Below are 13,562 nucleotides of genomic sequence, written 5' to 3'. Positions count from 1 at the left end.
ACTCAGGCTCCCTTGTCCCGGCGTGCCTTTTTCGCCTTCAGCATCTCGAACAGCTTTCGGGCATAGCCCGGCTTGTTTTCCTGTTTGGCGCGGCCCACCGCCAGGGCGTCGGGCTCGACGTCGCGGGTCACGATGGTGCCCGTGGCCGTCATCGCGCCGCCGCCCACGGTGACCGGGGCCACCAGCATGGTGTTCGAGCCGACAAAGACATTCTCGCCGATCACCGTGCGGTGCTTCATCACGCCGTCATAGTTGCAGGTGATGGTGCCCGCGCCGATATTCGTGCCCGCGCCCACCGACGCATCGCCGATATAGCTGAGGTGATTGACCTTGGCGCCCTCGGCGATCTCGGCATTCTTGATCTCGACGAAATTGCCGATGCGGGTGTTCTCGGCCAATTCCGCCCCCGGGCGCAGCCGGGCGTAGGGGCCGACTACGGCGCCGCGGCTGACATGGCAGCCTTCCAGGTGCGAAAACGCCCGGATCGTCGCGCCGCTTTCGACGGTGACGCCGGGGCCGAAGACCACGTTGGGTTCGATCACCGTGTCGCGGCCGATCACCGTGTCGGCGGCCAGATAGACCGTCTCGGGGGCCATCAGGGTGACGCCCAGATCCAGCAGTTCGGCCCGGGCGCGGGCCTGGAACACGGCGTCGGCCGCGGCCAGATCAGCGCGCGAGTTCACGCCCAGCGTCTGCGCCTGGTCGCACGAAACGGCGGTGACCTTCAGGCCGCGGTTGCGCGCGATCTCGACCACGTCGGTCAGGTAGTATTCGCCCGACGCGTTGTCGTTTCCGACCGCGTCGATCAGGTCGAACAGAGTGCCCGCGTCACAGGCCAGAAGGCCCGAGTTGCAGAAGGTTATGGCGCGTTCTTCATCTGACGCATCCTTGAACTCGACGATCCGCTCCAGGGCGTCGCCGTTCATCACCAAGCGGCCATACCGGGCCGGGTCTACGGCCTCGAAGCCCAGGATCACCAGATCGTTGTCAGCCCTCGCGGCGATCATGCGCTCCAGCGTGTCGGGCTGCAGAAACGGGGTGTCACCGTACAGAACGACCACGTCGCCGGTGAACCCGTCCAGCGCCTCACGCGCTTGGGCGACAGCATGGGCGGTGCCCAACTGTTGGTCCTGCACGACGATGCGGGCGTCTTCATCCTCGGCCTGCGCGACCTTGGCCACCGCCTGCGAGCCGTGGCCGGTGACGATGACCGTGCGTTCGGGTGCCAGAACCGACCCGGCGCGCATGGCGTGCACCAGCATCGGAACCTGGGCGATCGGGTGCAGAACCTTTGGGATATCCGAATTCATCCGGGTGCCTTTTCCGGCGGCAAGGATGACAAGGGCAGTGCTCATGAATGCGTTTTCTCTTTTGTTTTGTCGCGGTCCGTTTTATCCGCTGAGGGCAAAGGCGCAAGCCGTTCGGCCATCAAACAAGATTGCCGTTTGCAACACGACATGGCGGAAAACTGCCGAGCAAGGAGACAGAATGCGCACGGTCATCTTCGATCTGGACGGGACTTTGGCCGATACGTCGGGCGATCTGCTGGCGGCGGCGAACCACTGTTTCCGGCAGATGGGGCATGGCGATGTGCTGGTGCACGGGCAGGATGCGGCGGTGGCTTTGCGCGGCGGGCGGATGATGCTGACCCACGGGCTGAAACGCGTGGGCGCCTATGACGAAGAGACCGTGAACGCCTACTACCCGGTCCTGCTCGAGGCTTATGGGCAGGCGATCGACACCCACACTACCTTCTATCCCGGTGCGCTGCAGGCGGTCGAGGCGCTGAAGGCCGCCGGGTACGGTGTCGGCATCTGCACCAACAAACCCGAGGCGCTGGCCGAGCTGCTGATGACGCGGCTGGGCGCGCGTGCGCTGTTCGGCTCGTTGGTGGGCGCGGATACGCTGCCGGTGCGCAAGCCCGACCCTGCGCCGCTGCGCGAAGCGGCGCGCCGGGCCGGCGGGCATCCCGACCACTGCATACTGGTGGGCGACTCGGATACCGACCGGAACACGGCCCGCGCCGCCGGGGTGCCTTCGATCCTTGTGACCTTCGGTCCGTCCGGCGATGACATGGCCGCGCTGCAGCCCGAGGCGCTGCTGCACCATTTCGACGATCTGCCCGCAATCGTCGCCGAGCTTGTGGGCGCGGCGGCCTGATCTCTTGACCCGCGCTGCGACTGGCCCCACAAACGACGCCATGACCGAGCGATTTTCAGGCAGTTTCACCCAGCAGCAGCCGATCCCCGACGCGGCGATCGAGGCGGCGCTGGCCGTTCTGCGTCACGGGCGGCTGCACCGCTACAACGTGGCCCCCGGAGAGCTGAGCGAAACCGCCCTGTTGGAGCAGGAATTTGCCGCGCAGATGGGGGCGAAATATTGCCTGGCCGTGGCATCGGGCGGCTATGCGCTGGCCACGGCCCTGCGTGCCGTGGGTGTCCAGCCGGGGGATGCGGTTCTGACCAATGCTTTCACGCTGGCCCCGGTGCCGGGGGCAATCGCCTCGGTCAATGCGCGCCCGGTGTTCGTGGGCGTGACCGAGGGGCTGACCATCGATCTGGACGATCTGGCGGCCAAGCTGGACCGCGCCAAGGTTCTGATGCTCAGCCACATGCGCGGGCATCTGTGTGACATGGACCGGTTGATGCAGATGTGCGACGCCGCCGGGGTGACGGTGATCGAGGATTGCGCCCACACGATGGGCGCCGCCTGGCGCGGGCAGTTGTCCGGCGGTCAGGGGGCGATCGGCTGCTATTCCTGCCAGACCTACAAACATGTGAACTCGGGCGAGGGTGGTTTGTTGATCACCGATGACGAGATGCTGGCGGCCAAGGCCACGATGCTGTCGGGCTCGTACATGCTGTACGAACGCCACCTTGCGGCGCCGGGCCCCGAGGTGTTCGAGCGGATCAAGTACACCACGCCGAACGTGTCGGGGCGGATGGACAATCTGCGCGCGGCGATCCTGCGCCCCCAGTTGCGCGATCTGGATCGGCAGGTGCGGCGCTGGAACGAACGCTATGCCGAGATCGAGGCGGGCCTGCGCGGCACGCCCGGCCTGACCATCGTCGAACGGCCCGCCGAGGAGAGCTATGTCGGCTCGTCGATCCAGTTTCTTCTGCTGGATTGGGCGCCTGATCAGATCGCCGAGGTTCTGCGACGCTGCGCCGATCGCGGGGTTGAACTGAAATGGTTCGGCGGGGCCGAGCCGACCGGGTTCACCTCGCGCTATGACAGCTGGCGCTATGCCGAGTCGGAGCGGATGCCCGAGACCGACCGAATTCTGCGCGGGATCATCGACATGCGCGTTCCGCTGACCTTCTCGCTGGACGATTGCCGCCTGATTGCCGGCATCATCCGTGCCGAGGTCGGCGCCGTTTTCCAACAGTAATTCAATCGAGTGCGCCATGCGGCGCACGCTCGACCCCTGGAAAAGCCGCCCGAGGGCGGCTTTTTCATTTGGGTCACGCGACGATTGACCGCGCGGGGAAAGGTCTGTATCAGTTTATTGAACACCTGTTCATTAACGCGAGAGAGGAGAGCGCGGATGTTCACGGCGACAATGCAATTCGATCTGGGTGAAGATGTGAACGCGCTGCGCGAGATGGTGCACCGCTGGGCGCAGGAGCGGGTCAAGCCGATGGCGGCCGAGATCGACAAGACCAACGCCTTTCCCAACGAGCTGTGGAAGGAAATGGGTGACCTGGGGCTGCTGGGCATCACCGTGCCCGAAGAATACGGCGGGGCGGGCATGTCCTATCTGGCGCATGTCGTGGCAGTCGAGGAGATCGCGCGGGCCTCGGCCTCGGTGTCTTTGTCCTACGGGGCGCATTCGAACCTGTGCGTGAACCAGATCAAGCTGAACGGCAACGAAGAGCAGAAGAAGAAATATCTGCCGCGCCTGATTTCGGGTGACCATGTGGGCGCGCTGGCCATGTCCGAGGCGGGCGCCGGGTCGGATGTGGTGTCGATGAAGTTGCGCGCCGAAAAGCGTAACGACCATTACCGTCTGAACGGCAACAAGTATTGGATCACCAACGGTCCGGATGCCGATACGCTGGTCGTCTATGCCAAGACCGACCCCGAGGCCGGGTCCAAGGGCATCACGGCCTTTCTGATCGAGAAAGAGATGAAAGGATTCTCGACCTCGCCCCATTTCGACAAATTGGGGATGCGCGGGTCGAACACGGCCGAGCTGATCTTTGAAGATGTCGAGGTGCCTTTCGAGAACGTTTTGGGCGAAGAAGGCAAGGGCGTTGCCGTTCTGATGTCGGGCCTCGACTATGAGCGCGTGGTGCTGGCCGGGATCGGCACTGGGATCATGGCCGCCTGTCTGGACGAGATCATGCCCTATCTGGCCGAGCGCAAGCAGTTCGGCAAGCCGATCGGTACCTTCCAGTTGATGCAGGGCAAGATCGCCGACATGTACACGGCGATGAACTCGGCACGCGCCTATATCTACGAGGTGGCCAAGGCCTGTGACCGGGGCGACGTGACCCGCCAGGATGCGGCGGCGTGCTGCCTTTACTCCTCCGAACAAGCGATGGTGCAGGCGCATCAGGCGGTTCAGGCCATGGGCGGAGCCGGGTTCCTGGCGGATGCGGCGGTCAGCCGGCTGTTCCGCGATGCCAAGCTGATGGAGATCGGCGCGGGCACCAGCGAGATCCGCCGGATGCTGATCGGCCGCGAATTGATGAACGAAATGCTCTGAAGAAAAAACGCCTCGCCGACGAGGTCACGGCGAGGCGTTTCCGATCGAAGGATCAGAAGCGATGGACGTAGGACACGCCGACCAGCCACGGATCGATCTCGGCCTTGCCGATATTCGCGCCGTTCAGCGTGACGTCCGAGTCGATGTCGAACCAGCGGACGTTCAGGCGAACCGCGCCCTTGTCCGTGACCATGTAGTCCAGACCGGCCTGAAGCGACACGCCGAACGAGTCGTCGACCTTCAGATCGCCCAGCGGCGATTCCTCATCGAAGAAGATGGTATAGTTCAGACCCGCACCGACATAGGGTTTCCAGGCGCTGTTGGTCGGGAAGTGATAGTTCAGCGACAGGGTGGGCGGCAGGTGCTTGACGTTGCCGGCATCGACGCTTCCGCCCAGCGTGACGTCATGCTTGAACGGGGTTGCGGCCAGCAACTCGATGCCCAGGTTGTCGCGGATGAAATATTCGGCGGTGAAGATCGGGCGAGTGTCCGAGTCGATCTCGGCGCTGAATCCGGCCAGCGTACCGTTGTCGGATTTCGGGTCCAGATACCCGACGCCGATACCCAGGGTCCAGTCGCCCTGCGACTGGGCGAAGGCAGGGGCCGACAGGGCGGCGACGGCGGTGGAAAGCGCAAGGATGGCGAGTTTCTTGGTCATTTTCATGCCTTTGGTTTCGTTTGCAGGCCGATAGTGGTCGCCCGGCAGCGGCGGGACTCTGATCTGCATCAAATCCCGTCAACTTCGGCGCATCGCCTCCTGCGCTCAAGGGGCTGTAAAACAAAGGGAAATCACAGTGCGTCCCACTGAGGTCATACCCGGTTTGCGTCAGGGTGGGGGCTGGGACATACCGCCCAGGCTGAACATGGCGCGCCAATGCCTGTCGCGGCCCGCCGAGCAGGTGGCGATCCTCGATCTGTCTTCCGCGGTTGCGACCGAGATCACCTTTGGTGAACTTGGAAAGATGACCGACCGGCTGGCGCGCGGGTTGCTGGGCAGGGTGCAACCCGGAGACCGGGTCGGCGTGCTGCTCAGCCAGTCGCCGTGGTGCGCGGCCGCGCATCTGGCCATCTGGAAGATCGGGGCCATCTCGGTGCCGTTGTTCAAGCTGTTCGAGCGCGATGCCCTGGCCTCGCGCATCGGTGATGCGGGGGCCGGGTATGTGCTGACCGACGGCGAGGGCGCGGATATGCTGGGCGATCTGGCGCAGCCGCTGATCGTGTCCGAACTTGGGGCGGACGGGCCTGCCGTGGATTTTGCTGACACCGGCCCCGAGGATCCGGCGGTGCTGATCTATACCTCGGGCACGACGGGTAAGCCCAAGGGTGCGCTGCACGGGCACCGGGTGCTGACCGGGCATCTGCCGGGCGTTTCGATCAGCCACAACCACCTGCGCGCGGGCGACTGCCTGTGGACGCCGGCCGACTGGGCCTGGATCGGCGGGTTGTTCGACGTACTGATGCCGGGGCTGGCGCTGGGCATTCCGGTTGTCGCCGCGCGGCTCGACAAGTTCACTCCCGAGGCCTGCGCTGATGTGATCGCGCGCGGCGGCGTACGCAACGTGTTCTTTCCGCCCACGGCGCTGCGGATGCTCAAGGCTGCGGACGTCATGATCCCCGGCCTGCGGTCCGTGGCCTCGGGCGGCGAGCCGCTGGGCGCGGAAATGCTGGCGTGGGGGCAGCGGGCTTTTGGTCTGACGATCAACGAATTCTACGGCCAGACCGAATGCAACATGGTCGTCTCGTCCTGTGCCGAGGAGTTCCCCGCGCGCCCGGGCTGCATCGGCAAACCGGTGCCGGGGCATGAGGTCGCGGTGATCGACGCGGACGGCAATCCGACCGACGCCGAGGGTGACGTGGCCATCCGGCGCGGCTCGGCCTCGATGCTGCTGGAATACTGGAACAACCCGCAGGCCACGGCCGAGAAGTTTCGCGGTGATTGGCTGATCACCGGTGACCGCGGCGTGTGGGAGGGCGATTATCTGCGCTTTGTCGGCCGCGAGGATGACGTGATCACCTCGGCCGGATATCGCATCGGCCCGGCCGAGATCGAGGATTGCCTGCTGACCCATCCAGCGGTGGCCACCGTGGGTGTGGTCGGCAAGCCCGACCCGCTGCGGACCGAGATCGTGAAGGCCTATGTGGTGTTGAAACCGGGGGCCGAGGCTTCGGAACAAGAGCTGCAGGATTGGGTCAAGGACCGTCTGGCGCATTATTCCTACCCGCGAGAGGTGGCTTTTGTGCAAGACTTGCCTTTGACCGTGACGGGAAAAGTCATTCGCAAGGAATTGAAACGTCGCGCGTCCGAGGAGATGTGCAATGGCAGATAAATCCAGCGTCCGGACCGGAATTGAATTCAGCGCGACCGTCATCGCGGTCATCGGGGCCGTTTGGGCCGGAAAGACCTATTTCGAAACGTGGATGTACGACACGATCGACAAGGCGGTCGAAGAAAAGATCGCCGTCATCGAAAAACTGCAATTGGCCGACCTTCTGGTTTTATACGGCTACCCGGATGAGACCATCTCGGAGTTGCGCAAGATCGCCGATCGGGTCGCCAGGCTGGACGCCGATGACAAACGAAAGATCGCGTTTTACGACAACTATCTGGATGCTGTGGCCGATTCCGATGGCACCCTGAAATTCGAACCGGAAATCCGGATGCTGCACAGTGTCTTCAGCAACGAGATGCAGACTGACGGCTGGCATGACGAGAAGCTGGCCTATGTAGCGATGTTCCTGCCCGAGGCGCAGGCGGATGACGGGTATTTCGACCGTCAGGTCGTTGGGCGGCTCAAACTTGCGGTCAACCAGTACGAGGCCGATGACGACCTCGAGAGCCTGGCAGGCGCCTATCGCAACCTGTCGCTGGCCCATCTGTGCCGTGGCGAACAGGACCAGGCCGTCGAGGCGATGGAAATGGCGGCCGAGATGCAGCCGTTCGAGTATTATTTCATGGTTCCGATGTGGGACCTTGAGGATTTCCTCGAAGAGCCGGAAATCAAGAAGCTGGACACCGTCTGCTCCAGCAACGTGTCGCAGGGCTATGCGCGCATCATGCAGAGCTTTGGCGTCAGCGAAAACCCCGTTCGCGAATTCCTGAGAGAGTATACCAGATGAAGCTGCGATCTTCCGCTTTGCCCTCGTCCGATGGCTTCAAGCAAAACCGTGCCGCGCACCTCGACGCGCTGGCGCAGATCTCTGAGGCCGCCGAGGCCGCGCGCATGGGCGGGGGCGAGAAATCGCGCGAACGCCATGTGTCGCGGGGCAAGATGCTGCCGCGCCGGCGGGTGGCCAACCTGCTGGACCCGGGGTCTCCGTTCCTCGAAATCGGCGCGACGGCGGCGCATGGCATGTATGGTGGCGCGGCCCCCTGTGCCGGCGTCATCGCGGGCATCGGCCGGGTGCAGGGGCAAGAGGTCATGGTGGTCTGCAACGACGCCACCGTGAAAGGCGGCACCTATTATCCGATGACGGTCAAGAAACACCTGCGCGCGCAGGAGATCGCCGAGGAAAACCATCTGCCCTGCATCTATCTGGTGGACAGCGGCGGCGCGAACCTGCCCAACCAGGACGAGGTCTTTCCCGACCGCGACCATTTCGGCCGCATCTTCTACAACCAGGCCCGGATGAGCGCCAAGGGCATCCCGCAGATTGCGGTGGTCATGGGCTCGTGCACCGCCGGCGGCGCCTATGTTCCGGCCATGTCCGACGTGACGATCATCGTCAAGGAACAGGGCACGATCTTTCTGGCTGGCCCGCCACTGGTCAAGGCCGCGACGGGCGAGGTCGTCAGCGCCGAGGATCTGGGCGGCGGCGACGTGCACACGCGCCTGTCGGGTGTGGCGGACTATCTGGCCGAGGATGATGCCCACGCGCTGGCTCTGGCCCGCCGGGCCGTTGGCTCGTTGAACCGGAACAAGCCGCAGACGGTGGAATGGGCCAGCCCCGAAGACCCGGCCTATGACCCCGAGGAAATCCTGGGCGTCGTCCCGGCCGATCTGCGAACCCCGTATGACATCCGCGAGGTGATCGCGCGCTTGGTCGACGGCTCGCGCTTTGACGAGTTCAAGCCTCGGTTCGGTGAGACGTTGGTGACAGGCTTTGCTCATGTCAAAGGCTGCCCTATCGGCATCATCGCCAACAATGGCGTGCTGTTTTCCGAGGCCGCGCAGAAAGGCGCGCATTTCGTCGAACTGTGCAGCCAGCGCAAGATCCCGCTGGTCTTCCTGCAGAACATCACCGGCTTCATGGTGGGCCGCAAGTACGAGAACGAAGGCATCGCGCGCCATGGCGCCAAGATGGTGACCGCCGTGGCCACCACCAGCGTGCCCAAGATCACCATGCTGGTGGGCGGCTCTTTCGGGGCTGGTAACTATGGCATGGCGGGCCGCGCCTATCAGCCCCGCTTCCTGTGGACGTGGCCGAACAGCCGTATCTCGGTCATGGGCGGCGAGCAGGCCGCCGGTGTTCTGGCAACGGTCAAGCGCGACGGGATCGAACGGCAAGGCGGCACATGGTCGGCCGAGGAAGAGGCCGAGTTCAAACGCCCGACGCTGGAAATGTTCGAGGAGCAGTCGCACCCGCTTTATGCCTCTGCCCGGCTGTGGGATGACGGCATCATCGACCCGCGCAAAAGCCGCGACGTGCTGGCCCTGTCGCTAAGCGCCGCGTTGAATGCCCCGATTGAGGACACGCGCTTTGGCGTGTTCCGTATGTAGAAGGGACGGTTCGATGCTGGAGAGCTTGAAAGAAAGATATCCTGGGGCCGAGACCTTTCAGTTCGGCGACAGCCGGGCATTGTGCGACGAATTGCTGGCCCTGGTCCGCTCGGGGCACAAGACCGCGACATGTGGCGCGTTGCGTGACTTTGCGGCGGGTGGCGAGGCGATGCCGCAGGCAGGCCGCCGCGACATCGCGTTGGACTGGGACGGACGGCCCGCGCTGGTCATCGAAACGGTCGATGTGACGGTCCGGCGCTATTGCGATGTGGACGAGGCGTTTGCCCTGGCCGAGGGCGAGAACGACAGCCTGGAAGGCTGGCGCGAGGATCATCGCAGATATTTCGAAAGAAACGGCGGCTTCGACCCGAAGATGGAGTTGGTCTGCGAACGGTTTCGCCTTGTGGAAGATCTGGCAGGGAAAGGGTAACGGCCATGTTTGACAAGATCCTGATCGCCAACCGGGGCGAGATTGCCTGCCGGGTCATCGAAACCGCGCACAAGATGGGCGTGGCCTGCGTTGCCGTGTACTCGGATGCCGACGCGGCCGCCAAACATGTCCAGATGGCGGATGAGGCCGTACATATCGGCGGGGCGGCTCCGGCCGACAGCTATCTGAAAGGCGACGTGATCATTCAGGCCGCGCTGGATACCGGCGCGCAGGCGATCCATCCGGGCTACGGGTTTCTGTCCGAGAACCCCGATTTCGTCGATGCGGTTCAGGCGGCGGGCCTGACCTTCATCGGCCCCTCGGCGGATGCGATCCGCAAGATGGGCCTGAAGGATGCGGCCAAGGCGCTGATGGAGCAGGCCGGCGTCCCGGTCGTGCCCGGCTATCACGGCGACAACCAGGACCCCGAGCATCTGGCCGGCGCGGCCGACACGATCGGCTATCCGGTACTGATCAAGGCTGTGGCCGGCGGTGGCGGCAAGGGGATGCGGCTGGTCGAGAGGCCGGCGGATTTCGCCGCCGCCCTGGACAGCGCCCGGGGCGAGGCCCGAACCGCCTTTGGCAATGATGCCGTTCTGGTCGAGAAATTCGTGGCCAAGCCCCGCCATATCGAGGTTCAGGTTTTTGGTGACGGCACCCATGCCGTGCATCTGTTCGAACGCGACTGCTCGCTGCAGCGCCGCCACCAGAAGGTGATCGAGGAAGCACCGGCCCCCGGCATGACGCCCGAGATGCGCGAAGCGATGGGCCAGGCGGGCGTGCGCGCGGCCGAGGCCATCGGCTACAAGGGCGCGGGCACCGTGGAGTTCATCGTCGATGCCTCGGACGGTCTGCGCCCCGACCGGTTCTGGTTCATGGAGATGAACACCCGCCTGCAGGTCGAACACCCGGTGACCGAGGCCATCACCGGCATCGACCTGGTCGAATGGCAGTTGCGGGTTGCGGCCGGGGAAAGCCTGCCCAAGCGGCAGAGCGAGCTGTCGATCAACGGCCATGCCTTCGAGGCCCGGCTGTATGCCGAGGACGTGCCCAAAGGGTTCTTGCCCGCCACGGGCACTCTGACCCATCTGGAGTTTCCGCCCGGCTGCCGCGCCGACAGCGGCGTGCGGGCGGGCGACACGATCAGCCCGTGGTATGACCCGATGATCGCCAAGGTGATTGTGCACGGCCCGACCCGCGCGGTGGCGCTGGAACAACTGCACCGCGCGCTGCGCCGGACGCAGGTGGCGGGAACCGTCACCAACCTGTCTTTCCTGGGCGCACTGACCCGGCACGCCGGGTTTGCGGCGGGCGATGTCGATACCGGGTTGATCGGCCGCGATCTGGACGATCTGGTGCGCGAACCCGCCGTCACCCCGGCAATGACCGTTGCGGCCGCGATGGCCGCGACCGGGCTGGACAAACCCGCCGAGGACACCGGGTTTACCCTCTGGGCCCCGCTGCACCGGGCGCTTCAGTTGAAGCGCGACGGCGAGGTTCTGGACCTGGACGTTCAGGTCGCAGGGCCGGACCGGCAGGACTGGCAGGTCGACGGGACCAGCGTGATCGCCGAACGGGTCAACGGCCGCTGGATCATCGACGGCCAGCCGATGCCTCCGGTTGCGATTGCGGGCCACGATGTCACCGTGTTCGACGCCTATGGCGTGAGCTTCGAGGTGCTGGACCCGCTGGACCGCGACGTCAGCGCCGCCGGTGACACCAACGTGGTTGAGGCGCCGATGCCCGGGCTGGTCAAGGCGGTGTTCGCCGCGCCGGGGCAGTCGGTGAAGGAAGGCGACCGGCTGGCCATCCTCGAGGCCATGAAGATGGAGCATTCGCTGCTGGCCGCCCGCGACGGTGTCGTAGCCGAGGTTCTGGCCGAGGCCGGATCGCAGGTCGAGGCCGGCGCGGCGCTGGTCCGGCTGGAAGACGACTGAAACCGTGAATGCCTGCCCTGAAAGGGGCAGGCCGGGACTGAACAGGAGGGCACCGCCATGGCGGAACGTGTCGAGATTTTCGAAGTGGGGCCGCGCGACGGGCTGCAGAACGAAAAGCGCGAAATCCCGGTTTCCGAGAAGATCGCGCTGGTCGACTGCCTCAGCCGGGCGGGGTTCAGCCGGATCGAGGTGGCCAGCTTCGTGTCGCCCAAATGGGTGCCGCAGATGGCCGGCAGCGCCGAGGTGCTGGCCGGGATCACCCGCGCCCCCGGCGTGCGCTATGCCGCGCTGACCCCGAACATGCGCGGCTATGAGGACGCGCTGGCAGCCGGGGCGGATGAAATCGCGGTGTTTGCATCGGCGTCGGAGGGGTTTTCCAAGGCCAACATCAACGCGACCATCGCCGAATCCATCGAGCGGTTCGTCCCGATCCTTGAGGCGGCGCGCCATATCGACCTGCCCGTGCGGGGGTACGTCTCTTGCGTGACCGACTGCCCCTATGACGGGCCGACTCCGCCCGCCAAAGTGGCCGAGGTGGCCGACCTGCTGTTCTCGCACGGATGCTACGAGATCTCGCTGGGCGACACGATCGGGCAGGCGACACCCGATAGCATCGCGCGGATGCTGCTGGCTGTGCGTGAATATGTGCCCGCCACCCGCCTGGCTGGGCATTTTCATGACACCAACGGGCGCGCGATCGACAATATCGACGCGTCGCTTGCGCTGGGCGTCCGGGTGTTCGACGCGGCCGTGGGCGGATTGGGCGGTTGCCCCTACGCGCCGGGGGCGGCCGGGAATGTGGCCACCGAAGCCGTGGCCGCGCATCTCGAGCGGCTGGGCTATGACACCGGTCTGGACGCCGCCGTGCTGAACCGAGCGGCGGAAATGGCCCGCGCGATGCGGGCGGGATAAGAGGCTGACATGTTTGAAACCATCTCGATCTCCACCGATTTGCGCGGCGTCGCTACGCTGACGCTGAGCCGGCCGGAAAAACACAACGCTATGTCGGCGCAGATGATCGCCGAGCTGAGGCAGGCCGCCGTGCAGCTGGGGGAAACCAACGACGTGCGTGTCGTAGTTCTGACCGGCGCGGGCAAAAGCTTCTGCGCAGGGGGCGACCTGGGCTGGATGCAGGCCCAGATGGCTGCCGACCCCGACACCCGCTTTGTCGAGGCGCGCAAGCTGGCCGAGATGTTGAACGCCCTGAACACCCTTCCCAAACCGTTGATCGGCGCGCTGCAGGGCAACGCCTTTGGCGGCGGCGTGGGCATGGCCGCGGTCTGCGACGTGGCCATCGGCGTGGACAGCCTGAAGATGGGTCTGACCGAAACCCGGCTGGGGCTGATCCCGGCCACCATCGGGCCCTACGTCATCGCCCGCATGGGCGAGGCTCGCGCGCGGCGCGTGTTCATGTCGGCCCGTCTGTTCGACGCGGCCGAGGCGGTGGAACTTGGCCTGTTGGCGCGGGCCGTTCCAGCGGATGAGATGGATGCCGCGATCGAAGCCGAAGTGCAGCCCTATCTCTCTTGTGCGCCGGGCGCCGTGGCCTCGGCCAAGGCGCTGGTGCGGGACCTCGGGCCGCGCATCGACGACGCGGTGATCGACCACACGATCCGGGCGCTGGTCGACCGATGGGGAACGGACGAGGCGCATGAGGGAATCAGCGCTTTCTTCGACAAGCGAAAACCTTCATGGAATAGTAAGGTTTGACCGCCCGCGACCATTTGAAGCCAAGGGCTTGCGCCTAGTGCAGCGCTGGGCGTTGG

12 protein-coding genes are annotated in these 13,562 nt (G+C 65.0%); 10 read left to right on the top strand and 2 right to left on the bottom strand.

Translation table 11 applies throughout. The features are described from left to right. Window positions 1-2: 2 nt before the first annotated feature. Window positions 3-1,355, bottom strand: coding sequence for a bifunctional UDP-N-acetylglucosamine diphosphorylase/glucosamine-1-phosphate N-acetyltransferase GlmU (gene glmU / locus F3H26_RS15220; protein ID WP_149776862.1), 1,353 nt, complete (start codon window positions 1,353-1,355; stop codon window positions 3-5). A 133-nt stretch (window positions 1,356-1,488) separates the two neighbouring features. Between glmU and F3H26_RS15215 the strand changes: the two genes are divergently transcribed. The 3 genes from F3H26_RS15215 to F3H26_RS15205 all read left to right on the top strand — a co-directional run bounded on the left by F3H26_RS15215 (window position 1,489) and on the right by F3H26_RS15205 (window position 4,711). Then, window positions 1,489-2,160, top strand: coding sequence for an HAD-IA family hydrolase (locus F3H26_RS15215; protein WP_149776861.1), 672 nt, complete (start codon window positions 1,489-1,491; stop codon window positions 2,158-2,160). A gap of 40 nt (window positions 2,161-2,200) precedes the next feature. After that, a complete protein-coding gene (locus F3H26_RS15210) occupies window positions 2,201-3,391 on the top strand; it encodes a DegT/DnrJ/EryC1/StrS family aminotransferase (RefSeq protein WP_149776860.1) in 1,191 nt (396 codons plus the stop codon). Between the two features lie 156 nt (window positions 3,392-3,547). Further along, window positions 3,548-4,711, top strand: a complete 1,164-nt coding sequence (locus F3H26_RS15205) for an isovaleryl-CoA dehydrogenase (protein WP_149776859.1) — start codon at window positions 3,548-3,550, stop codon at window positions 4,709-4,711. Between the two features lie 52 nt (window positions 4,712-4,763). Here the strand turns inward: F3H26_RS15205 and F3H26_RS15200 are convergent, their stop codons facing one another. Further along, the gene (locus F3H26_RS15200; RefSeq protein ID WP_149776880.1) at window positions 4,764-5,369 is read right to left on the bottom strand and encodes an OmpW/AlkL family protein; all 606 of its coding nucleotides are present in this window, start codon (window positions 5,367-5,369) and stop codon (window positions 4,764-4,766) included. Between the two features lie 136 nt (window positions 5,370-5,505). On the opposite strand from F3H26_RS15200, the gene F3H26_RS15195 reads away from it, so the two are divergent. Genes F3H26_RS15195 through F3H26_RS15165 form a run of 7 tightly spaced genes read left to right on the top strand, consistent with a single transcriptional unit; the run spans window position 5,506 to window position 13,506 of the window. Continuing rightward, window positions 5,506-7,038 (top strand): AMP-binding protein, encoded by a 1,533-nt coding sequence (locus F3H26_RS15195; RefSeq protein WP_149776858.1) that lies wholly within the window; start codon window positions 5,506-5,508, stop codon window positions 7,036-7,038. Continuing rightward, a complete protein-coding gene (locus F3H26_RS15190; RefSeq protein WP_149776857.1) occupies window positions 7,028-7,828 on the top strand; it encodes a hypothetical protein in 801 nt (266 codons plus the stop codon). Before F3H26_RS15195 ends, F3H26_RS15190 begins: the two co-directional genes overlap by 11 nt. Then, window positions 7,825-9,429, top strand: a complete 1,605-nt coding sequence (locus F3H26_RS15185; RefSeq protein ID WP_149776856.1) for a carboxyl transferase domain-containing protein — start codon at window positions 7,825-7,827, stop codon at window positions 9,427-9,429. The genes F3H26_RS15190 and F3H26_RS15185 overlap by 4 nt, the downstream gene beginning before the upstream one ends. A gap of 13 nt (window positions 9,430-9,442) precedes the next feature. After that, complete coding sequence (locus tag F3H26_RS15180; protein WP_149776855.1) at window positions 9,443-9,859, top strand: ASCH domain-containing protein; 417 nt, start codon at window positions 9,443-9,445, stop codon at window positions 9,857-9,859. 5 nt (window positions 9,860-9,864) lie between these two features. Beyond that, on the top strand, window positions 9,865-11,796 hold the full coding sequence (locus tag F3H26_RS15175) for an acetyl/propionyl/methylcrotonyl-CoA carboxylase subunit alpha (protein WP_149776854.1): 1,932 nt from the start codon (window positions 9,865-9,867) through the stop codon (window positions 11,794-11,796). 57 nt (window positions 11,797-11,853) lie between these two features. Further along, window positions 11,854-12,708 (top strand): hydroxymethylglutaryl-CoA lyase, encoded by an 855-nt coding sequence (locus F3H26_RS15170; protein WP_149776853.1) that lies wholly within the window; start codon window positions 11,854-11,856, stop codon window positions 12,706-12,708. A gap of 9 nt (window positions 12,709-12,717) precedes the next feature. Beyond that, a complete protein-coding gene (locus tag F3H26_RS15165) occupies window positions 12,718-13,506 on the top strand; it encodes a crotonase/enoyl-CoA hydratase family protein (RefSeq protein WP_149776852.1) in 789 nt (262 codons plus the stop codon). Window positions 13,507-13,562 lie beyond the last annotated feature (56 nt).

Source organism: Ruegeria intermedia (assembly GCF_900129345.1).
Classification (GTDB): domain Bacteria; phylum Pseudomonadota; class Alphaproteobacteria; order Rhodobacterales; family Rhodobacteraceae; genus Ruegeria; species Ruegeria intermedia.
Note: the sequence above shows the minus strand (reverse complement) of the source record. Positions and strands in the feature narration are given on the sequence as shown.